25 protein-coding genes are annotated in these 21,569 nt (G+C 43.8%); 10 read left to right on the top strand and 15 right to left on the bottom strand.

Features of this window, described 5'->3' with window-relative positions:
- Window positions 1–704: 704 nt before the first annotated feature.
- The 4 genes from rocF to OM416_RS31335 form a co-directional block, all read right to left on the bottom strand.
- Complete coding sequence (gene rocF, locus OM416_RS31320) at window positions 705–1,670, bottom strand: arginase (RefSeq protein WP_264936180.1); 966 nt, start codon at window positions 1,668–1,670, stop codon at window positions 705–707.
- Window positions 1,660–2,880, bottom strand: coding sequence for an ornithine--oxo-acid transaminase (locus OM416_RS31325; RefSeq protein WP_264936182.1), 1,221 nt, complete (start codon window positions 2,878–2,880; stop codon window positions 1,660–1,662). Before OM416_RS31325 ends, rocF begins: the two co-directional genes overlap by 11 nt.
- Window positions 2,881–3,021: 141 nt before the next feature.
- A complete protein-coding gene (locus tag OM416_RS31330; RefSeq protein ID WP_264936184.1) occupies window positions 3,022–3,678 on the bottom strand; it encodes an amino acid ABC transporter permease in 657 nt (218 codons plus the stop codon).
- A gap of 23 nt (window positions 3,679–3,701) precedes the next feature.
- The gene (locus tag OM416_RS31335; RefSeq protein ID WP_264936186.1) at window positions 3,702–4,523 is read right to left on the bottom strand and encodes a transporter substrate-binding domain-containing protein; all 822 of its coding nucleotides are present in this window, start codon (window positions 4,521–4,523) and stop codon (window positions 3,702–3,704) included.
- A 325-nt stretch (window positions 4,524–4,848) separates the two neighbouring features.
- Between OM416_RS31335 and OM416_RS31340 the strand changes: the two genes are divergently transcribed.
- Window positions 4,849–5,493 carry a GntR family transcriptional regulator gene (locus tag OM416_RS31340; protein ID WP_264936188.1) on the top strand — a complete coding sequence of 215 codons (645 nt, stop codon included), beginning with the start codon at window positions 4,849–4,851 and terminating at the stop codon, window positions 5,491–5,493.
- A gap of 75 nt (window positions 5,494–5,568) precedes the next feature.
- Here the strand turns inward: OM416_RS31340 and OM416_RS31345 are convergent, their stop codons facing one another.
- Complete coding sequence (locus OM416_RS31345; protein WP_264936189.1) at window positions 5,569–6,348, bottom strand: class I SAM-dependent methyltransferase; 780 nt, start codon at window positions 6,346–6,348, stop codon at window positions 5,569–5,571.
- Between the two features lie 119 nt (window positions 6,349–6,467).
- Between OM416_RS31345 and OM416_RS31350 the strand changes: the two genes are divergently transcribed.
- On the top strand, window positions 6,468–6,818 hold the full coding sequence (locus tag OM416_RS31350; protein WP_264936191.1) for a hypothetical protein: 351 nt from the start codon (window positions 6,468–6,470) through the stop codon (window positions 6,816–6,818).
- A gap of 265 nt (window positions 6,819–7,083) precedes the next feature.
- Here OM416_RS31350 and OM416_RS31355 read toward each other — a convergent pair whose 3' ends face one another.
- The 4 genes from OM416_RS31355 to OM416_RS31370 form a co-directional block, all read right to left on the bottom strand.
- The gene (locus tag OM416_RS31355; protein ID WP_017691121.1) at window positions 7,084–7,311 is read right to left on the bottom strand and encodes a cold-shock protein; all 228 of its coding nucleotides are present in this window, start codon (window positions 7,309–7,311) and stop codon (window positions 7,084–7,086) included.
- Window positions 7,312–7,490: 179 nt separating this feature from the next.
- Entirely contained in the window at window positions 7,491–7,691 is a 201-nt protein-coding gene (locus tag OM416_RS31360) for a cold-shock protein (protein ID WP_017691122.1), read from the bottom strand.
- A 396-nt stretch (window positions 7,692–8,087) separates the two neighbouring features.
- On the bottom strand, window positions 8,088–8,324 hold the full coding sequence (locus OM416_RS31365) for a DUF6953 family protein (protein WP_264936196.1): 237 nt from the start codon (window positions 8,322–8,324) through the stop codon (window positions 8,088–8,090).
- A gap of 138 nt (window positions 8,325–8,462) precedes the next feature.
- Window positions 8,463–9,251 carry a CPBP family intramembrane glutamic endopeptidase gene (locus OM416_RS31370; protein ID WP_264936198.1) on the bottom strand — a complete coding sequence of 263 codons (789 nt, stop codon included), beginning with the start codon at window positions 9,249–9,251 and terminating at the stop codon, window positions 8,463–8,465.
- Between the two features lie 314 nt (window positions 9,252–9,565).
- Here OM416_RS31370 and OM416_RS31375 point away from each other — a divergent pair, with 314 nt between their 5' ends.
- Window positions 9,566–10,237: a phosphatase PAP2 family protein gene (locus OM416_RS31375; protein WP_264936200.1), complete on the top strand. Its 672-nt coding sequence runs from the start codon at window positions 9,566–9,568 to the stop codon at window positions 10,235–10,237.
- Window positions 10,238–10,377: 140 nt separating this feature from the next.
- Here OM416_RS31375 and OM416_RS31380 read toward each other — a convergent pair whose 3' ends face one another.
- Complete coding sequence (locus OM416_RS31380; RefSeq protein WP_264936202.1) at window positions 10,378–11,157, bottom strand: helix-turn-helix transcriptional regulator; 780 nt, start codon at window positions 11,155–11,157, stop codon at window positions 10,378–10,380.
- Between the two features lie 112 nt (window positions 11,158–11,269).
- Here OM416_RS31380 and pyk point away from each other — a divergent pair, with 112 nt between their 5' ends.
- Window positions 11,270–12,685 carry a pyruvate kinase gene (gene pyk / locus OM416_RS31385; RefSeq protein ID WP_264936205.1) on the top strand — a complete coding sequence of 472 codons (1,416 nt, stop codon included), beginning with the start codon at window positions 11,270–11,272 and terminating at the stop codon, window positions 12,683–12,685.
- A 138-nt stretch (window positions 12,686–12,823) separates the two neighbouring features.
- Here pyk and OM416_RS31390 read toward each other — a convergent pair whose 3' ends face one another.
- Window positions 12,824–14,353: a PAS domain-containing methyl-accepting chemotaxis protein gene (locus OM416_RS31390; protein WP_264936207.1), complete on the bottom strand. Its 1,530-nt coding sequence runs from the start codon at window positions 14,351–14,353 to the stop codon at window positions 12,824–12,826.
- Window positions 14,354–14,534: 181 nt separating this feature from the next.
- A complete protein-coding gene (locus OM416_RS31395) occupies window positions 14,535–14,984 on the bottom strand; it encodes an SRPBCC family protein (protein ID WP_076334250.1) in 450 nt (149 codons plus the stop codon).
- A 167-nt stretch (window positions 14,985–15,151) separates the two neighbouring features.
- On the opposite strand from OM416_RS31395, the gene OM416_RS31400 reads away from it, so the two are divergent.
- Genes OM416_RS31400 through OM416_RS31410 form a run of 3 tightly spaced genes read left to right on the top strand, consistent with a single transcriptional unit; the run spans window position 15,152 to window position 17,262 of the window.
- Complete coding sequence (locus tag OM416_RS31400) at window positions 15,152–15,691, top strand: SUKH-3 domain-containing protein (RefSeq protein WP_264936211.1); 540 nt, start codon at window positions 15,152–15,154, stop codon at window positions 15,689–15,691.
- Window positions 15,688–16,425 (top strand): WecB/TagA/CpsF family glycosyltransferase, encoded by a 738-nt coding sequence (locus tag OM416_RS31405; protein WP_264936214.1) that lies wholly within the window; start codon window positions 15,688–15,690, stop codon window positions 16,423–16,425. The genes OM416_RS31400 and OM416_RS31405 overlap by 4 nt, the downstream gene beginning before the upstream one ends.
- A 27-nt stretch (window positions 16,426–16,452) precedes the next feature.
- Window positions 16,453–17,262: a helix-turn-helix transcriptional regulator gene (locus tag OM416_RS31410; RefSeq protein ID WP_264936215.1), complete on the top strand. Its 810-nt coding sequence runs from the start codon at window positions 16,453–16,455 to the stop codon at window positions 17,260–17,262.
- A gap of 48 nt (window positions 17,263–17,310) precedes the next feature.
- Here the strand turns inward: OM416_RS31410 and OM416_RS31415 are convergent, their stop codons facing one another.
- Entirely contained in the window at window positions 17,311–17,844 is a 534-nt protein-coding gene (locus tag OM416_RS31415; protein ID WP_264936217.1) for an MOSC domain-containing protein, read from the bottom strand.
- 266 nt (window positions 17,845–18,110) lie between these two features.
- Between OM416_RS31415 and OM416_RS31420 the strand changes: the two genes are divergently transcribed.
- The 3 genes from OM416_RS31420 (at window position 18,111) to OM416_RS31430 (ending at window position 20,006) form a co-directional block, all read left to right on the top strand.
- Window positions 18,111–18,467, top strand: coding sequence for a DUF1304 domain-containing protein (locus OM416_RS31420; protein WP_264936220.1), 357 nt, complete (start codon window positions 18,111–18,113; stop codon window positions 18,465–18,467).
- 77 nt (window positions 18,468–18,544) lie between these two features.
- The gene (locus tag OM416_RS31425) at window positions 18,545–19,384 is read left to right on the top strand and encodes a DUF4261 domain-containing protein (RefSeq protein WP_264936222.1); all 840 of its coding nucleotides are present in this window, start codon (window positions 18,545–18,547) and stop codon (window positions 19,382–19,384) included.
- A gap of 262 nt (window positions 19,385–19,646) precedes the next feature.
- The gene (locus OM416_RS31430; RefSeq protein ID WP_264936225.1) at window positions 19,647–20,006 is read left to right on the top strand and encodes a hypothetical protein; all 360 of its coding nucleotides are present in this window, start codon (window positions 19,647–19,649) and stop codon (window positions 20,004–20,006) included.
- A 119-nt stretch (window positions 20,007–20,125) separates the two neighbouring features.
- Here the strand turns inward: OM416_RS31430 and OM416_RS31435 are convergent, their stop codons facing one another.
- Together OM416_RS31435 and OM416_RS31440 are read right to left on the bottom strand one after the other, a co-directional pair.
- Window positions 20,126–20,632, bottom strand: a complete 507-nt coding sequence (locus tag OM416_RS31435) for a GNAT family N-acetyltransferase (RefSeq protein WP_264936227.1) — start codon at window positions 20,630–20,632, stop codon at window positions 20,126–20,128.
- A complete protein-coding gene (locus tag OM416_RS31440) occupies window positions 20,629–21,156 on the bottom strand; it encodes a hypothetical protein (protein WP_264936230.1) in 528 nt (175 codons plus the stop codon). The genes OM416_RS31435 and OM416_RS31440 overlap by 4 nt, the downstream gene beginning before the upstream one ends.
- Between the last annotated feature and the right edge of the window lie 413 nt (window positions 21,157–21,569).

The following is a 21,569-nucleotide window of genomic DNA, read 5'->3' on the forward strand; positions in this document are numbered from 1 at the left end:
CCTGAGCCAGGATCAAACTCTCCAATAAAGTATTGAAAAGAGCGATATGCTCATTTTGAAACTGACGAGATTAAAAATCTCATTTGTGCTCCAGTCGATTCAAGCCAAGGCTTGTCTCATACTTTCGCGTTCATTCTGCAAGCAGAATGTTTACTCACTCGTTGTTCAGTTTTCAAAGATCAAACTTATTTTGTTACCGAATGTCTTTCTCTTCAGCAACTTTTATATCTTATCACATCCGAACCAACTTTGCAAGCTCTTTTTTTAAGTTTCTTTCGAAGCTTACTTCATTCGCTTGCCGCACCGTGTAAACTGTGTTTTCTTGGCCGGAATTAGAATATACCATGTACAGATTTTCATTGCAAGTATTTTTTTGATAAATTTAATAAACGAACTTCTTTACTATTTCATCATGAAATATCTTTCTTCTATTGTACTTGTCAGTACTACCTCCTGATATTAAATCCATTTCATCCGCGCTTTATGTATCTGTCTTCCCCTACACATATAAGCAAACCTCAGCTTCCTTTCATAAAACTACTATTACACTCATTCATTAAACATAACCAGAGAAGCCGCCCCAATACGATAGCATCATATGAGTTGCGACTAGCCCTGGTTCTCAGCAGTACTCTTTCCTTCTATATAAAAAAAGCAATCATTCAATCGAAATAACATATACGCTCCTCATCAAAATTTAATTCTCACAAAATGCGTTTACCCAAAAGCGAAGCAATCAGTTCCACGCCAAGTCTCGCTGTATGTCTATTGTGATCAAACAACGGATTCACCTCAACCAGTTCCATAGACGTAACTTGATTCGTGGAAGCGAGTAGCTCCAATGCGTAATGCGCCTCTCGGTAATTCAACCCCCCCGGTACTGGGGTACCTACACCCGGAGCTTCTCTAGGATCCAGACAATCCATGTCAAAGCTGATGTGAATACCGTCTGTCCCTTTTCCCGCTGTAGCTATCGCTTGCTCAATAACTTGCTCTATCCCCATTCGGTCAATATCATGCATCGTAAATGCTTGGATTCCCAGTCCTTTGATTTGTTCTTTCTCATACTCATCCAGATCACGCAGACCAATATAGACCAGATTGGATGGATCAATAAACGCCCCTGCTCCAGCAATGTGCGACAGATTGTATGCAGTATGCCCCAAGGAAGCCGCCACACTCATCCCATGCATGTTACCGGACAAGCTGTGCTCTTCGGTGTTCAAGTCTGCATGTGCATCAAACCAGATCACACCCAAATTGGAGTAGTGCGCAGTTAAACCGGCTAAAGTGCCTATCGCCACACTATGATCTCCTCCAAGCACAAGTGGAAAGGCGCCCTCCTCTACCGCAAACGATACTTCATTACATACCTTCTCACTGACTTGGCGCACTTCATTTAAGTGTTTCACACGATTTCGCCCAGCAGGGAAAGCAGTTTCAGAAGGACAAGCTACCCGCACCTCCTTGGAAAGCACTAACCCAAGACTTGCAATTTCCCGCTTCAATCCAGCTGTAATCAGTTCATCCGGTCCCAACTCTGCACCACCTCTCGCTCCACCGAGTCCGAAAGGAACCTTAATGATGGCAACATTGCGCCGCACAGACGTATGACTTGTATTAATAGAAGTATCTTTTATGCCACCATGGACATCATCTTCATTCATCATGTAGATCAGCTCCTTCATTGTTGATCAAGACCCTCTCAATTCTCTCCAGTGCCCAGTCAATTTCAGACTCTTGAATCGTCAGCGGCGGAGCAAACCGAATGGTCGTCTCATGTGTTTCTTTACACAGCAAACCAGCAGACATCAAACTCTCGCAATAAGGACGTGCCGATTCATGCAGTTCAACACCAATAAATAACCCTCTCCCACGAATATCCCGTATGGCTGAACTGCGAATATCACGAAGTCTTTTCATAAAATAGTTCCCCAGATGCTCCGAGCGTTCAGCAAGCTTCTCGTCTTCAAGAACTTTCAACGCTGCTATAGCCACGGCACAGGCTAGTGGATTTCCTCCAAACGTAGACCCATGAGATCCTGGCTCAAACAAATCCAGTATCTCCGCATCAGCAGCAATAGCCGAGATCGGCATGACCCCACCACCCAGCGCTTTGCCCATAACCCAGATGTCTGGTTCAACACCTTCCCAATCGGAGGCAAAACGGCGACCCGTTCTTCCAAATCCAGTCTGGATCTCATCAGATATAGTCAACACCTGCTGTTCTTTGCACAAAGCAAAAGCTTCAGCCAAATATCCATCAGGCGGAATAACGATTCCGGCTTCGCCCTGAATGGGTTCCACAAGAAAGCCAGCCGTATTGGGTGTAATGGCTTGCTTCAGTGCTTCAATATCCCCATAGGGAATAATCCGGAATCCAGGTGTGAACGGTCCAAAATCTTTTTTATATTCCGCTGAAGAAGAAAAGGAAGTAACCGTCAGCGTTCTCCCATGAAAGTTACCAGAGCATACGATGATTTCGGCTTGGTTCTCCGGCACACCTTTGCAACGATATGCCCACCTGCGCACCGCTTTTACCGCAGTCTCCACCGCTTCCGCTCCTGTATTCATGGCGAGAATCTTTGATTTACCCGTAAATTGCGAGAGTTTCTGATAGAAAAGAGAAGCCGAGCTGCTATGGAACGCCCGTGATGTCAGTGTAACTTGGTCCGCTTGATCCTTGAGTGCCTGGATGATCACAGGATGTCTATGACCATGATTCAACGCAGAGTAAGCACTTAACATATCCATATAACGGCGGCCTTCAGGGTCTTCCACCCATACCCCCTCCGCCCGTACAATGACGATAGGGAGCGGATGATAATTAGGTGCAGCATAACGTTCCGACCAATCCATTAATATCCGGGAATCTGGCATATACCTCCAACACCCCTTTTTCATAATATTGTATACAAAATACAATACCAATGTATGCGATGTCACCACCATTTACGACTACATCTCAGTATTTCCACACTAGCCTACTTCCGACTCTTATCTAATCCATTCCTGTTCCGTTTAACGAGAAGTAGACAGTCTACGTTCCAACCAGGAAAGCAAGTTAGCCAGTGTAAATGTAATTATAAAATAAAGGCCGGCGGCAACAAGGAGCGGAGCAAGCGGCTGGAAAGTAACCCCCTGAACCGTTCTGGCCGTGTATATAATCTCGGCTATGCCGATCATGGAGACAAGTGAAGAATCTTTAATGATAATAATGAATTCATTGCCGATGGCTGGAAGCATGTTACGAAAAGCCTGCGGCAATATAATGTAGCGAAGTGTCATACCATGCGTCATGCCAAGGGAGCGCGAGGCCTCCGTCTGCCCTTTATCAATCGCTTGAATCCCGGCCCTGAACACCTCAGCCATATAAGCCGAGCTATTCATAGTCAGAGCTACCACGCCTGACATAAATGCCGGCAAGTTCACACCTATAACCGTCAGACCATAATGAACAATAAGAATCTGTACCAGCATTGGCGTTCCTCGAATGAGTTCAATATACGCTGATGCCACAAATTTAATTGGCCATATTCGGGATAATCGCATTAATGCCATGATCACACCAAGTAACGTACCAAATAATACGCCGAAAAAGGAAAGCTCAAGTGTAACCAACGCACTTCGTGCATAATCCTGCCAATGTTCTAATAGAAAGGAAAAATCTAAATTCACGGCATATCCCTCACTCGTCCGGTTTATTCACCGAGCATCTCATTCGCTTCAACGACGAAACGTTCAATATCTCCGTTGGTTTTGAGTTTTTCCAATGTAGCGTTGATCTGATCCAGCAGCTTCTGATTACCTTTCTTCACCGCGATGGCCGAACCGCCCTCATCTTTAGCCTGTTCAATCTCTACACCTGCAACTACAAGTCCCTCTTGGTTCTTCACATACTGTTCAGCCACCGGCTTTTCCAGAATAAGTGCGTCTACCCGCCCCGTCTGCAACTCCAGAATCAGCTCAGGTATCTTAGCCAGAGAAGTGAGCTTTGCTCCCTCTATTTCCTGAGCAATCCCTTCCTGAATGGAACTCTTTTGTACACCAACCTGCTTGCCCGATAGATCATCCACGGACTTTAATGCCGCATCTTCTCCTTCTCTAACAAGTACAGCCTGTTCTGCATAATAGTAGATATCCGTAAAATCAACGTTCTTCTTTCGTTCCTCGGTAGGGGTTAAGCCTGATATTACAAAATCAACCTTATCCGTACCCAGGGCCATGAGAAGACCATCAAAATCCATGTCCTCAATCTTCAGCTCGGCTCCCAGATCAGCCGCAATGGCTTTGGCAATCTCGATGTCAAAACCTACGATGGTATCTTTACCATCAATTTTCTTATGAAATTCATAGGGTGCGTAGTCCGCACTGGTTCCAAGTACGATTACTTCCTTTGCCGCAGAACTACTTTCCGAAGACGAAGCAGAGTCTGATCCGGTTGCTGTCGTTTTTTCCTGCCCACAAGCAGACATAATCACAACCACTAACAACATCATCATTGGCAACAGCACTTTTTTCACACATCATACCCCTATTCTTTTTTTGAATGAGTAGCATAACAATAAATTTGTATACAATATACATAAGACAATATATGGACTTATATGTAAGTAATACTAACAAACAATTCATTTTATCACAATCATTATTTAAACATTTATACGCTCTAATTCCATAAAATGTACTATATATGACACGGCATTTACATCGGCTGAAACATGAAGTTCGCTTGCCCAACTTCCCCCTCGGTGTTAAGATGATAAAAACTTGGAACTCCTGAACGGCGCGCACAGTATGGCCCTATACCCATCCAATTATCACTATACATAGAAAGGAGGATTCGGTATGGAGGTACCTAAATACCGGTCCTTGAAAGATCACGTATACGATTACATTGCCCAGAAGATTCAGGACGGGACACTACTCCCCAACCAGAAGATCAACGAGGCCGAAATATGCAAAAAGCTGGACATTAGTCGCACTCCCACTCGGGAGGCGCTTTTCCAGCTGGCTTCGGACAATCTACTGCAATACATCCCACGCAGAGGATTTATTGTCACTCCTTTTGATGCAGGCAAAAAACTGGAGTTCTCCCAGGCGATCGGTGTACTGGAAGCACTCGCTGCCACACTCGCAGTAGACCACCTCAAACCATCTGAACTGCTAGAGATGGAAACTCTGGTTGTCCGAATGGACGAAGATATCAGTCAGCTTGATCTTGCCGCTTACAACAAGAATCAATACCAGTTCCATAACCTGTACATCCAGCGATGTGGTAACGCCACAGTGATTGAGATGTTAAGCACATTGAAGAACAGCTTCATCCGGCAGTCGTATGTTAGCGATAATAAGCCAAAGCTATCTGAAGTCCTTCTCGAAGTCAACGAAGAGCATCGTCAAATTTTAAGTGCTTTTCGAGCCAAAGATAAAAACCAATTGGAATCGCTGCTTAAGCACCACTGGCGTATTATCGACAACGATATGCTATAATGCCTTCTATACGAACTAACGGAAAGGCAACTCACAATAGTGTGGGTTGCCTTTTCTAATATCCTTCCTATTTTACTATCTGCCCTTTTTGATATCCAACGGTGCCCTAGCTTCAAATACAGCATACCCCAATTTTTTGCCGTATTTAGCAAGCAAACGATCATTGGTGCGACTCATACGTTGCAAACGTTCGTCTTCAAACCACTTCATATCCATCTCGCGATGAGGATCATGATCCACGCCCCATTTTCCCATGGATCGCGAATGCTCTTTGACTTCCACCTTGGTAAAACCACTCTGTTTGAGGCGTTTTCTCCATGCTGCCACCGTTGCCAGGGTCCGTATGCCGTAAAATTGCTTCAACCTGCGGCTCATCAATTCAGTCTTCCGGCCAGATAGAACCATCTCCCGATCCACCAAAAGTCCAGCGGGCTTCAACACTCTTTTATATTCAGCAAGCGCATTCCGCCATGGGGTGAATATCGTAACCGACTCCACGAATACCACATCAAAATGATTTTCCGGAAAAGGCAACGCTGCTACATCGGCCCGAACAAATCGAACATCCAACCTCTCTCGTCTCGCTCGCCGAACTGCCTTATCCAACATATTGCGATGAAGATCAATCGCTGTTACCCGATATCCATTCTTAGCTAAGTAACACGCAGTCCTCCCGGTGCCACATCCTATCTCAAGGATATGACTACCCACAGGTAGAGATAAGTCATCAAGCAACTTCATCGTTGCCAAAAATCCTCCAGGATGAGCACTCCCCTCCCCTAGCCGAGCCAGCAAGTCATGATAATCCAAGAGATCCCCTCCCTTCACTCCTACCAGTGTATGGAGCAAACTCAAAAACGGCTCCTCCCCATACCCGTTTCCGGGTACTCGTCCATACCAAATCACTTTCTTTTTACTATGATATACAAACCGTTGATTTTAAGCGGCAAACCGCAACTATGAGGGGGATATGCATGCATAGAATTCATCCGGTATGTGAAGAAACGGTGTCACCGCACGTTGGACGCCCCGTGTGTCTCATCATGAATGACGGTAAGCACATGTATGGTACACTTGGAGGCTGTCGAGATGGAAAGGTATATTTGGACGGATGTTTCGAGGGACCACGCCTATCTTCGGTGAAATCCAAGCAACAACTTCGCAGAAACGGTAAGAAAAACGCAGTATCAGCGAAGAAAGTTAAGTCTTCAGCCTACGGACCTTACGGGTATGGAGGCGGCGGATACGGTGGTTATGGGCGAGGCAGAGGGTACGAACTAGCTCTGGTTACCACTTTACTGTTGCTCCCATTCCTTTTCATCTAACCCCAAATCCGTTAGTGGTAAAATTGTAGTGATAACAAAGACCCTTTTTGCATATAGCGAAAAGGGTCTTTGTCCTGTTTATACGATACACGTCAATCACAATATATTTTCATTTTTACGATCAGACATTATGGTGAAAATGGTACAAAAAAAAGGCATTCGCCAAAACGAATGCCGGGAACTTCATATTTAATACCCTTACCTTCGCACAGGGTGTCAGGTTTAACTTAAAAAAAAACACCTCGTTAGAGGCGGGTAAGCTATGTTAAATCCGATTTCCTTTAGGCATCGTTTTCAGATTACTATTCGAATTCTCAAGCAATGGCAGCATCCTAGTCGTGCTAACCATCTCAGAAGCACATATTGGACAAGTAGGTACGTTATCAAACGCAAAATTGTCCCGCATCCATCCTTTGCACGTATCACTCGTACATTCCCAGATTGCCGCATCAGCTTGTGGAATCTCTTCCAACGGTTTTTTGCGATTATACATGACTTCTACCCCCTTTGTTATGGAAAAACATCTAACCGACGTTATTTCACAGAAGCCACTACTTAGCAGAAGTTTTACATTCCACTGAACTCCTGCTTCGACAACTATTGGGTCAAATTTCGTCAAAAAAAAGAAGCTGCCTTTACCATTTTAACATGTTAAAGGCAGCTATGCTTTAATTACAGTTTTACAACTTCTTCTGCTTGAGGACCACGGTTTCCTTGTACAATTTTAAATTGCACGCGTTGACCTTCGTCCAGCGTTTTGAAGCCATCGCCTGTAATAGCGCTGAAGTGTACGAATACATCTTCTCCGCCTTCAACTTCGATGAAACCGAAGCCTTTATCAGCGTTGAACCATTTTACTGTTCCGTTTTGCATGTGAATTACACCTCCAAATAAAAATTAACATGTTCCTTTGTTCTTTGCAGCAAGCAAATAAAAATTCACACATTGAAAAAGGTACCAGTCATAAACCTATAAGTGATCGCCCTTTACAATATATGAATTAGGTTTTCCACTCTCTACAACTTGTTTTTATTATAACTCCAACTCAGCCAAAAAGCAAATCTTTGTATTTTCTTTTCAAACAGCTTTGGAAATACATGTTATTACCTGGCGCGGGGACAGACTTTACCGTCATTCTAATACCCAGCCGCTTATGTGCGGTCTTATGAAAGGATATGCAGATCCAATCCAACTTATACATTTATTATAAAATATTTTGACATGCATATCCAATACAACCAAAGAGTCATTTTACCACAGGTTCACGCCCTATGTCCATGCCCACATAAATGCATCCCGATCCCAGGCGATCTGCCCGCGATGAAGCTTCCGGAAAGCTTTCTTCACTTCCTTGGACAATGAAGTATTACCGTTCTCATTCACAAAAACAAACTCTTCACCAAAATTCGTCTTCACATATTCTATGGCAGCTTCCTGATGAAGTGTTCCTGTGAATTTAATCTCTTGAACCATCCATTCTGCTACTCCCTGTGCAGTCTTTTCCACAATATCACCTACTGTCTGTACATAATGTACGGATCGGCAGACTTCGTATTATGAACACGCATGTCTTCCCGCCAGACTGAAGTATACCATGATCCAACCGCTGACGGGAAACTGTGTGATCACTTCCAAGTGAATCCGTTAACGAACAACCCTATTGCACTGCTCATTTCCTTGGGGAGGAATAGATGAATTCGTTCGATGGCTCCACACTAACCATGCACAGTATACAATCAGTACTGCCAGTATAAACAGATCGTATGGAAGTGTCCCTGTGTCCTGTAGATCATTGCCGAGAAATTGAATCAGATTATGTATAAAATGAAACAAAATAAGCGGCAAGATATTTCCATTCTTCAGCATTAATAATGCCAGCACAGCTCCCAGGAGCAGCGCATAGATCAATTGCATGATCGTATCTGTCAAATTCTGACCAGACAATGCGTTCAGGAGATGGGTAATTGAAAACAAGATGCTGGAGGTCACGACAGCGGCCACTGCACTCTTTTGAAGCAATGTTTTGAAAATCAGCCCCCGATAGATCGTTTCCTCAACAAAAGCCACGAGCAAGGTGAAAAAGATGAAAAAGGCTACTCGTGACAGGCTCAGCTCCCCAAATCCTTTCAGGGCAAGTGTACCCAGTACAAGGAGTAGTGGAATATAATACTTTGCATGGCCAGCCGGGATACTTCGCAAGGAACGGAAACCGGTCTTTTCCCATTTACGCCTTAGCGTCAAATAGATTATCAGCACAATGGCTATGGGTGTAAAGGAAATGAGTACAGGGAACGTGTAGTCAAGTTGCTTTATCGTCGCAATAGCCCCTGCTGCAACTACGGCCAACAAGAGAAGTAGCTCAATAATAACGACGGTGAGTACAGGTTTGCGCTCAGAAAAGGAATGTTTTGGCTTGATTTGCGAATTAATCATACATTCACCTCCTTATTTCATGTATTGTATTTTACTTTGTTCGTTGTCATATGAACTTATATGCCAATATAGTTGTATCACATCGTCCGTATATTGAATATCCCTATTATGGATAAAACTATAAAAGTAACAAAAAAGAGACTTATCCTGACTGCTTTTCCCCTAAAATCAGGTATGGATTACGCCTTCACCTGTCCATTATAGTAGTAGAAGAGTTCAATGCTGCAGGGGTGTAGCGACTCTCCAACGTCATATATCTATGAAGTAACAAAAACAATAGTTTCACAATGCATAATGAAAATCAGGGGGATACTATGAAAGCATTCTTTCAGCGCTGGGGGCATTTACTGGCTATTCTATGCATACCGCTCCAAGGCTCCATTTACGTATTTCTAGGCAGCAATACCGGAAGTGATGTATTCTACAATTATGCTTGGATTGATACACAGATTCCTTTTCTCAAAGAATTTATTTATCCGTACATTAGCTGGATGCCCATTCTGTATCTTGGATTTCTCTATTTGGGTCTGACGAACAAGTCGCTATTCTGGCGTACGTTGATTACCTATAATGTTGGTGTCATGGCTGCCAATGTCTGTTTTGCGGTGTTCCCTACCCATGTACCTCGCCCGGAGGTCGGCGGAACAGATCTGAGCAGCGTGTTGGTACAGTTTATCTATACGAATGATGCGCCCTTCAACTGTTTCCCAAGTGTTCACGTTCTGACCAGCTACTTGCTATTTATTATCATTAACAGACACTTGAACTTTAAGCCGTTAGCACGGATCTCCTGGTCGGTATGGTTGTGGTTGATTATTGCTTCGACGGTATTTGTAAAACAGCATTCTTTACTCGACATCGCCGGAGGGATTTTATTTGCAGAGGCTGCGTATTGGACTGTACATGTCTTTGCCGTTCGTCTTGGGCAGGCACGAAAAAAAGGCAAGCAACCGCTCACGGCTTCTAATTCAAGCAGTCATGTATAGCGGATTTTATTTATATATGAAACAGGCAGGATGATTATCCTGTCGCAAAGTAAAAGAGGGCCTCGGCCCTCTTTTTATTTTCCATTAAATTTGGTTAAACCTATTATATAGAAGAACTTCTCTGTGGTTAACTACACGTTTCATACTATAGGTGGGCGTTCATGGAGAAGATCAGATGGCGGGCTTCCCGTTATACGCTTGAATATACGGTAAAAATAAGACAGATCCCGGTAGCCGAGAAATTCGGCAATTTCCTGGATTGAGAGTTGTGATTCAGTGAGCAGATATACAGCTCGTTTCATCCGTTGATCATGGACATATTGGCTAATTGTCTGATTCGTCATGCTTTTAAATAAAGCGGCAGCATAGTTGGGTGTCTTGCTAATCTCGTCTCCGAGTTCTTCCTTTGTCACTCTTTCCCGATAATGACGCTCAATGTATCGCTTCATCCGTTCAACATGATTATGTCTCTCTGGCGGAATGACTCCCCGATCAAGCTCCCTGTTCATATAAATCAACACTTCCATCAATAAGGCTTGACTCATCATGACATAATAAGACGGTTGCTCCTGCCACTGTTGATGGATAGCGCTCATACGTTGATGGATCAGTTCATAACATCCGGGTTTATGCCGCAGAGCCTCATAACGTTCCAATGCAGGCAGACATTCCGCATGGTCGCGCTGCAGTTGAATCACAATCTGTGTGTGCGTTACCGTAGGAATACTCTTGCCATAATATGGAACACCACCTGGAATGAGGAGCAATTCACCCTTTTCCATGATCTGTTTATCACCGTTCACCCAATATACACATTTTCCATAAGTAACCAAACTAAGCCGCCAAGTCTCTTGAGATTGCACAGCTTCTTCGTACCAACCAACACCATTAATATGCCGTACTTCAAGTGGAGTGACCATAACTCACCTCATTACTGGACTATACTCTAATCATTGTACTATAGTTCATACCCTGTTTCGACAGAAAACGCTACAATACACATATAAGCAAAATTATGAGGAGGAAATTAGCATGTTAAAAACAAAAATCATTTGTACGATGGGACCTGCTTGTGACTCAATCGAATTATTGAAAGTAATGATTCAGGAAGGTATGACCGTTGCCCGTCTGAACATGGCTCATGGCGAGCTGGAAGATCACGTTACTCGGATTAACAATATCCGTAAAGCGGCTTCCGAACTAAACACGTATATCCCTATTATGATGGACATCAAGGGGCCGGAAGTTCGTATCGGCAAATTGAAAGAAGCATCCTGCCACCTGCAAGCCGGTAAAGAACTGATCCTCACTACCGAAGAAATTCTTGGTGACGCTGAGCGTATCTCGGTAAACTATCCAGAACTGAACCTCGTTGTGAAACCTGGTGATCGTATCCTGATCGATGATGGCCTTGTGGATCTGACTGTACTGTCCGTGGAAGGATCCGATATCCATTGTAAAATCATCAGTGGCGGCATTCTGAAACCACGCAAAGGGGTTAACTTGCCAGGTATCAAAACGACACTGCCAGGTGTAACCGAGCGTGACGTTATGCACATCGGATTCGGAATCGAAAACGATATCGAAATTATCGCAGCATCCTTTGTTCGTAAAGGCGACGACATCCGTGAAATCCGCAGCATTCTGAAAGAACGCGGTGTAAACCACGTACAGATCATCTCCAAAATCGAAAACCAGGAAGGTATGACTAACCTGGACGATATTATTGAAGCATCTGACGGTATCATGGTAGCTCGTGGAGATCTCGGGGTTGAAGTACCGATCGAAGACGTACCGATGATGCAAAAAGAAATGATCGATAAATGTAACCGCGCTGGTAAACCAGTTATCGTAGCTACTCACATGCTGGAGTCCATGCAAGTGAACCCGCGTCCAACCCGTTCCGAGGTAAGTGACGTGGCGAACGCTGTACTTCAAGGTGCAGACGTTGTAATGTTGTCTGGTGAATCAGCTGCTGGTAAATATCCGGTACAATCCGTGCGTACGATGGCTGCTGTTGCTCGCCGTGCTGAAACGATGATCGATTACAAAGAGCAATTCGCACAAAAATCTGCTCAACAGATCGCTGATATTACTGAAGTCATCAGTCAGGGCGCTGTAAGTTCTTCCCTCGTACTGAATGCGAAAGCAATCATCACTTCCACTGAAAGTGGATTCACAGCGCGTATGATCTCCAAATATCGTCCAAAAGCACCAATCATCGCTGTTACACAACATGAAGAAGTATTGGCGAAAATCTGCCTGCTCTCCGGTGTCATTCCGGTTATGGGCGACAAAGTAACCACAACGGATGAAATGTTCGAATCTGCTACACGTAACGCAATCAAAACAGGTTACATCGAAAAAGGCGACATCATTGTATTGTCCGCTGGTGTTCCAATCGGTCAATCCGGTAACACGAACCTGATCAAAGTTCAACAAGTATAATCCAACAGATGAAGATGTCGCTGTAATCTTAGCTATAAATAGAAATACAAAAAATCACCGGGAGCACTTCAGCCTCCCGGTGGTTTTTTGTTGATGTTGTTGCCAATAATCGTGATGTTATAACAAACGAAATCGAGTTTATAAATTCCGTGAGTAATTAACCAGGTCTTGTGACATGTTATTGATCTCATCCATCGATGCATTCACCTGTTGTGTCAGGGCAGCCTGATTTTGTGTCAGAGTGGACATGTTACCGATATGTTCAAGAATCTGATCAATCAGTGTTTTCATCTTCTGCATGCTGTCTTCGATATTTACTGTGGCCTCTGAACTGTGATCAGCCAGTTTCCGCACTTCACCTGCAACGACGCCGAACCCTAGTCCCAGTTCTCCCGCTCGCGCGGCTTCAATTGCTGCATTCAACCCGAGCAGATTAGTCTGACTGGCAATTTCACGAATAAACACGGTAATGTTTTTGGTATCATCTGCGCTGCTTTTCACTTGAATGGCTGCATCGGCAGATAATTCTTGTGCAGTAACCAAATCCTGTGCCTGATCGGTGATCGAGTTAATTCCACGTACCATCTCGCCAATAGACTCCGACAATTGTTTTGTTTTCAGATTCATGGCTTCCACAATCTGTTCCTTATTCTTCTCATGGGTTACATCTCGAATGGTTCCAGCTACACGAAGCGGCACTCCATCATGATCTCGGATGGTCTCCCCACCTGCGTGATACCACCGATACTCCCCGTCTTTGCGTTGCAATCGATAATCCAGATCATACGGCGTACGACCACTGTAATCGTTCATATGTCTGGCGAATTCGTTAATCGTCCGATCATGATCTTCCGGATGAAGTCGGCTGCTCCAGCTGTTGAACACATTCGGGAAATCCTGCTCGTCTTTAAATCCTAATTCTCTGCGGAACTGAGGGGACCACCAAAATTCGTTATTCGGGTTAACGACATCCCCAGCCACAACGGTCATATCCCATGGGGCCTCGACCAAGGCGCGGTTAACAAGATCATATCGGGTGACGAGTGCTTCCAGCTCATCAGACTTGCTCTTCTCCTCATGAATATCAAACATGATGCCCAGAAGTTTGACCGGAACGCCAGCCTGATTTCGGACGACTTGTCCAAGACATCGGAACCAGCGGATTTCTCCACTTTTCGTAATCATACGACTGATTACGTTATACGCAGTCGTTGCTCCAGCGTCATTCACATGTTTCATAATCTCCTGCACCAGTTGAGGTCTGTCATCCGGATATATGGATTTGGCCCAGCTTGCAAACGAATCGGGATAATCCTTGGCATTATGGAAGCCTAACATTTGGCGGAATTCATTCGAAAATGCGATGATATTATTGTTATCCAGCGCATCACCGGCAACGATTTCAGATTCCCATAATCCCACATTCATCGCCTGGTTCAGCATCTTAAGACGCATCTCCACAGCTTCGTTTTGTGCTTTCATCATATGTACTGCTTTTTTGATGTTACTGGCTATTTCATCGGTATTCTGAAATTCAATACCATCTTCGACCCATGTACCATAGTCGCCCTTTTCTGCGTTTGCAACTAGCTTACGACTATACTCCAGTAATTTTTGATGCTCATCTATACGAAGTTGTTTGGTAGATTCAGTGCTTTTACGAAACATGTTCATTTCTCCTCTTAGGTCATATGATATATATTTCGACATCATTAGACATTAAATGTAGAGCTATAGTCTTAATTTGTATAAACAAAATGAACCAGCGCTGAATCAGCACTGGTTCATTTGTTATATATATTTTTTTATTATTATAATCAATCATTAATGACTGCCTCTTGCCAGCTAACTACCAGCCAAAATTCAGTGTTTTTCCCGTCTCTACCCAAGTTTTGATACTGCTCAGGATCATCCACCAGCTACTCTGTGCATTTGCAAAAGAAGGATGGTTATCCGTGAATTGATCATTAATCAGCGTAAGCTTCGTACACTCCCCCACAGTCTCCAACTGGAAAGCCACTCTGGATTGAAGCTCGGCATGGTTCGCATGATATGATGGACCTGGATGCTCCTGATAGCTGAGTCTGGACAACGGTTCGAATTCTAATATATCTCCATACACATGGACAGTCTCTGGACCATCATTGCCCGGCCCTACATAAGCAAACGGCTGACCTGGCTGAAAATTGGTACGAAGTTCACTCCCGAAAAAGCTGTTCCGTGTGCCGTCTGGTGAAATCAGCGCATTCCACACATCTTCCAACCCTGCATTGATATAAAACTCATATTTGAGTTCCATGGACTCACTCCCTTTATGTATTGGATATGCGATCTACCAACCTCGCACTCCTATCCTATCGTTATACCCCAAAGGTCGTATTGTAAAAACGCGACATCAGGTTATATAGTCCTTTTCCAGAAGATCAGATATACTAAACTGGAATGAAATAACAGGAGTTGTTCAATATGACTGGAACGTCACAATCCTCATTGTTACCTTATCAACAAATGATTCAATTGCTGCAAAAGGCAGGCTGGTATGAGAACCGCTGCGTTGACATCTCGGCATACATAGAGCAGTGCTCTACATCCGCAGATGTATTTCCTGCTGCCCGATCGTTTCTAGAAGAGTTTTGGGGAATAGATGAACTTATATATTTTAAATACTATAGCCATATCTCCGGAGAAGTGCCTGATGAAAGCCCTTGGCATGAATATGAATTTCATTTAATTCCGAATGCTGAAGAGACACTGCGTTGTTCCGCAGAGATGCATTCGATCTTGAAATACGCTAATGAAGATTGTTATTGTCTAGGATTAACCGGATACTACTATTCTGCAGTCACAGCCATTGGCCGTTCAGGCAAACTGTATCTGTTACACGATTATGATCCAAACGTACATGCATTCGATAACCTGATTGACAGTATGATACATGAACTTCACACGCATAAGCTTGTCCCCCATTCACTCATGGGACAGAATCAGAAAGGAAATGAGACATGAGCCAATCAACAAATATTATGGGTATCCCTTTTCCCAATGTCACGATGGATCAAACCGTTGCGATCCTTGGTGAAGTCGTAGATCAGGGAAACACTGAACTGTTCCATGTCATCACAGGAAATCCCGAGATCGTCATGTCCTGTCAAAATAATGCCTCCCTTCGCAGCATCGTCGATCAAGCCGGGTTAGTTACGGCTGACGGCGCTGGCATTGTGATGGTATCCCGTTTGCGGGGCGGACAATTGACTGAACGGGTAACCGGTTGTGATCTTCTATTTCGTTTATTGGAGGAAGGCAATCGAAAACACTGGTCATTTTATATGCTGGGAGCAGAGGAAAGTGTCAGTGAACAGGCCGTGAAAGTTATTGCACAACGTTATCCAGGAGTTGTCGTCAAAGGCAGACACCATGGGTTTTTCCAGGCAGATGAGGGGCATCAGATTGCGGAAGAGATTTGTATTGCTCAACCGGACTTTCTTATCGTAGCTCTTGGCGCACCCCATGCAGAACACTGGATTAACAAATATCGACATCAGTTAAGTTCTCGTGTAGCCATAGGTGTGGGAGGTAGTCTCGATATTCTGGCTGGCAAAACCAAACGTGCCCCTGCGATATGGCAGAAGCTTAACCTGGAATGGCTCTATCGCCTCCTCAGTCAACCTTCGAGATGGCGCAGACAACTCATTTTACCCCGTTTTGCTGTGCGGGCATTATTATTCAGAGAACCTAAATAAAGTGAGAACAGCAGGAGGGATAGTCCCATGAAACAGGTAGAACAAGGAGACAGACCAAGTATGGGCCTGCTGAATCTGAATGAAGGTGACCATAAATATCAACTGACACGCCATGCTCCTTCCGAAGCACTTCGTCCTTTTGTTAAACATTACTGGATCGTATCGTGGGATCTGACTGGACTTGAACCGTATCCCCAACATGTCGTGCCTAACCCCTGTGTCAATCTGGTTGTGGAACGGAACAATACGTTTTTCTTCGGACCATCGGGACGTAAATTCTCCTACCTTGTGAGCGGGAAAGGTCGCGTATTTGGCGTGAAGTTCAACCCAGGCGGGTTCTATCCCTTCCTCCGGGTTCCTGTCTCTTCACTTTACGGACAACCGATGGATGTCTCTAGTATTCTTGATGTCACAGCAGGGTCCTTGGAAGAACGGCTACTCGAGGATGGAGATGATGCGGATAAAATCAGTTACATCGATCAGCTATTATGTGCGCACCTTCCAGCTGAGGATGCCCAAACGACGCTGGTTAACGATATTGTGCAGCAGATTGAGCAGAACCGGGAGATGTTGAGAGTGGATGATCTGTCCTCTTATTGGAATATTCATAAAAGAAAGCTTCAGCGCTTGTTCAATCAGTATGTGGGCATTGGACCCAAAACCGTAATCAAGTTGTATCGTCTGCAAAATGCTGCAGAATGGATGGAGCGAGGTCTTCACTGTGATCTGGTTGAGCTATCTCAGGATCTCGGATATCATGATCAATCCCATTTCATCCGAGATTTCAAGTCCATTATCGGCAGCACACCGGAGGAGTACTTAAACGCTAACAACTGAATGGGTAGCAGCGAGGTTTGATCAACTAAACAACCTGACCCTAAAAATTCAGGACAGGCGTATAACTTCAATGGTATCCCCCGTATAGATTACACCCTCTCGTTCAACCGAGCAGACGATACCACGTTTTTTTCGAGCGGCTGGCACGAACTTTTTGCGTAAACCATCCTGTTCATATACTTGCTCAATGATTTTCCCTGGATGTACACAAGGAAGATTCTCTCCTTCGCATATTAACCCCGTCCCGTTTGGAAATAGAAGCCGCGTTCCAGCAGGTAGTTCCGTCAATCGATCAATGCCACAGACTAGCATATTGGCCCCAAGCCACTCTGGACGCACTTCAGGAATGTTCATTTTCTCAGCTATAAGAGCACACTCTTCCTCAGAAACTATACTGATCTGGCGGCGATTCGCAATCGGTGTGCCGCGCTTGTAGATCTTCTGACGCGAATCCGCTGGACGAAGCAGACCATAATGACGGTCACCAGGTATTCCAGCAAGCTCAATATCGATAAAAGGTACAACTTGTGTCTCAAATGTAGACGGATCATCCGCTAACAGAACGAATTGAACAGTTCCCATCGTAATCTCCTCTCATTCCTGAGCAATATCACTTCTTTATTGTTCATTATTACCCAATGAATGGATTTTCGACAATCGGCGTATGCTTATCTTTGTATCCATTTTTTTATTTTCAACATCATAACGCACTTGGAAAATGATAAACATTTTAGATAATACACAATTAAATTGTTAAAAATTAATTTTGCTCTTTCCGTTCTCGTTGCAAACATTTATACTAAGATGGACAAGTAAATAAATTACATATAGAAAGTAAGGTGTTTCCTTTGATTAGTATCATTTTTGTAGCTCTTGTAGCTGTCGAACACATCTATATCATGGTGATGGAGATGTTTATGTGGACTCGTCCACGCACAATGAAAACCTTTAATCTCACGCCGGAATTCGCCAAATCCACCAAATCTCTCGCGGCCAATCAAGGTCTTTACAATGGATTTCTTGCGGCAGGTCTGATCTGGGGACTCGTATATCCGGATGCTGTCGTTGGACAGCATATTCAGATTTTCTTCCTGGCGTGTGTGATTATCGCAGCTCTCTATGGAGGGGCTACTTCTTCACGTTCCATCATTATTAAACAAGGATTGCCTGCGATCATTGCATTGTTGCTAGTTCTGTTCCTGTAATTTCTGTCGTTTGGTGCATTGCTGCGATTCATGTTTAACTCCTTTATGGTAAGGTAGTGAATAGATAGCAGTGTACAATGACCAGAATCGATCTGGAATTGGAAGGAGAACATGTCATGGGATTGTTTGACAAGCTTCGGCGGCGCAAAAAGGAGAAGGTACCTGCAGGTGGTGCTGTCGAATCGACGAATTACAATGAAACCATCGTGGGTTTTGTCCTGCTGGAGCGTGACGATTGTGATTTTGACCTCTTCATCAGAAATATGAAAAACGAATGGAATATTGAGATTGAGGAAAGCCCGGAGGAGGGCAATCTCTTCTTTGAAGTGAATGGAATGCAGGTGGTATGTGCCCACATTGCTGCGCCTGTGCCTGACCGTGAAGTTGAGGAGAATGCCAAACTTAACATCCTTTGGCGAGAAGCAGAGCAAGTTACCTCACGACACCAGTCTCAGATTATTGTCTCTGTTCTGAACGCAACAGATGCTATTGAGGGACATGTTCTGTTCACTCAGACAGCGAGTGCCTTATTGCAGTTGGATCACGCGCTCGCAATATACATGGCCCCGCTTGTGGTTGAAGCCAGTCAATATGTCGAGACCAGCCGTGGAATCAAGCATGATGAGATGCCCGTCTCGCTCTGGATTTTCATCGGATTATACCAAAATGCCGAAGGCGCTTCAGCTTACACTTACGGACTACGTAACTTTGGCAAAGAAGAGATGGAGATTATGCAATCATCGGAGTCCTTAAGCGATGTATTTGAGATGATGTTCATGACCACAACGTATGTGGTTGAAAACGACGTCACACTGCATGACGGGGAAACACTTGGTTTCTCGGCAGAACAAAAGCTAAGCATTTCCCTTTCCAAAGGTGTAGCAACGGAAGGTAACAGTTTGAAGATCGGACTCTAACTGACGTAGGACTTGAACTTTATCGTGTCACCGTTGTAGAAGCCGTCTGGAGTTCATACTCTGGACGGCTTCTTAGCTATTCAACCTCCTTCCAATTGACGATATGGAAGCAATCCCTGAATTTAACTCCACTAGGAAGAAGTAGTTCATAAGAACCACATAACTTTGATTTAAGTTTTCATTCGTGCTATAAAAAGGTATAATTAATAGGCTTATAGTCTCATATTAATACATATCATTTTATTATCGAGGAGTTGCCTACATGTCTGTTAGACGTTTGGATTCAACTAAATCTATTATTGAAATTACTTGGGAAGGTATTGTCTCCCCTGAACATGTCGAACAAGCGAATACAGAAATCCAGAGATTAGCGGAACAATTGGGAAATTCGTTTGATGTGCTAGTCGATATGCGAAGCATGAAGGCATTCCCTCAGGATACGAAAGAAAAAATTGTAGAGCATCAGAAATTACTGACAGCGTGGGGTATGAAGCGGGCCAGTGTAGCGGTAGGCGGTGCAATCGCCAAAATGCAATTGAATCGGATTTCCAAAGAATCGGCGCATCAGACTGAATTCCAATGGGAAACGTATGATGAGGCTTTGGCATTTTTATTGAAATAAATCGAGATAGTACAGCGTAATTTTAAAGAGAACATGTATGTGCTATACGTGGCAAAAGAAAGAGGCGTTTCCCATGAGGGAGCGCCTTTTTCTTATTCAGTAGAAAGATCGCAGATCATTTAAGGTTCCAGACTACTTACATGCACCATCGTTACCGATGTACCACAGAGGCCTTCCTCCACAAACCCTAACCGCCTATATAAGCGAATCGCTTTGTTATCCGGGTCAACACTGAGCGAGACTGCTTCAATTCCCCGCCGTTTGGCTTCATCCAGTGCAGTTTGAAGCAGTAAGGTACCTATGCCCTTTCCACGTGCACCTTCAGTTACAGCCATCCCCATCTCTGGCGTAGCTGCATTCACATAGCCGTAACCCGCATTCTGATCCGTATAGAATCGTAATGTTATTGAACCTAATCTCTTACCATGCTGGTCTACCGCAACATACCCGAAATCCCCTTCTCTTCCCCAGTCTTCAACATATTTGGATAGCTCAGGAGTATGTACACTTTCGAGTTGGAGAGGTTCATCACCTTCTCGTGTATGCAGGGATGCGTATAACATCTCCCACAGAAAAGGGATATCCTGTTCTTCGATCGGACGTACATGATAGTTGTTCTTGGTCATGTTTGCTCCTCCTTCAGTTTTTCAAAGAGGCGCTCCATCTCATTTATATTGAGCTCATTAGTAATTTCGTAATCTTGAAGTTGGTCTCTTGTCTTGTACCCACTGTAGATTGAAACGGCATGGTCATTATAGAATGTTAATCCGAATCCATCGGTAAATCGACCTTCTTTATTAATGGTAAGTCGCCACTCATAGTAATATGGATTCCTTTCGGAAACGTCGAATTCCTGTACTCTTTTAAGTTCAACATCCTTCAACAGCTTCAGCATATCTCTAATCTCTGTGGGATCTGTAATCGTCACTTCATCTTCTTCATTATACGGATCTGCAATTGAAATTTTCCTAATCGTCAGTCGATCCAATCTATCCAGCATGCTCATATGATCTGTAACCTCTGCTCGAAACGTCGTATGTTTGCTGGGGATATACATAGTGTATTGACCCGAGGTATACATACGCGCTGCAATAGCTGCAACAACAATAATCGTGGCGATACCCATAATGATTTTAATTCTTTTAATCATACCGCTCTCCTCCATGTACCACAAAACATATATAAAATGGTAATTAATGATACTTCCCAGTATATCATCTCAATCTTTCTGTTCCAATGTCGTTTCTTATTTACCCTGTCCATTTCGATAACGTTTTTGTCTAAACTATAGTTACTGATAATACTTGAACGGTAGCGAAAAAATCATGTAGTCGACGTATACAAGACTTCTAGATCATGATTCCGTTTTCAAATTTAGTAAATAAAATAAATTTCTATGCTCGCTAACTAACTTGTTTGATTATCTAAAATTTAAACTAAAAATGACGATATACTTCATAAGCTCCATTCATTCTTACACATCCATGACATCCCGAGATTATACTCAGCCAGTTTTAACAAGTGAGCATGATCAACAAATCAGCTTGGAACACCACGCTCGCC

This window comes from Paenibacillus sp. LS1 (genome assembly GCF_026013365.1).
Classification (GTDB): Bacteria; Bacillota; Bacilli; order Paenibacillales; family Paenibacillaceae; genus Paenibacillus.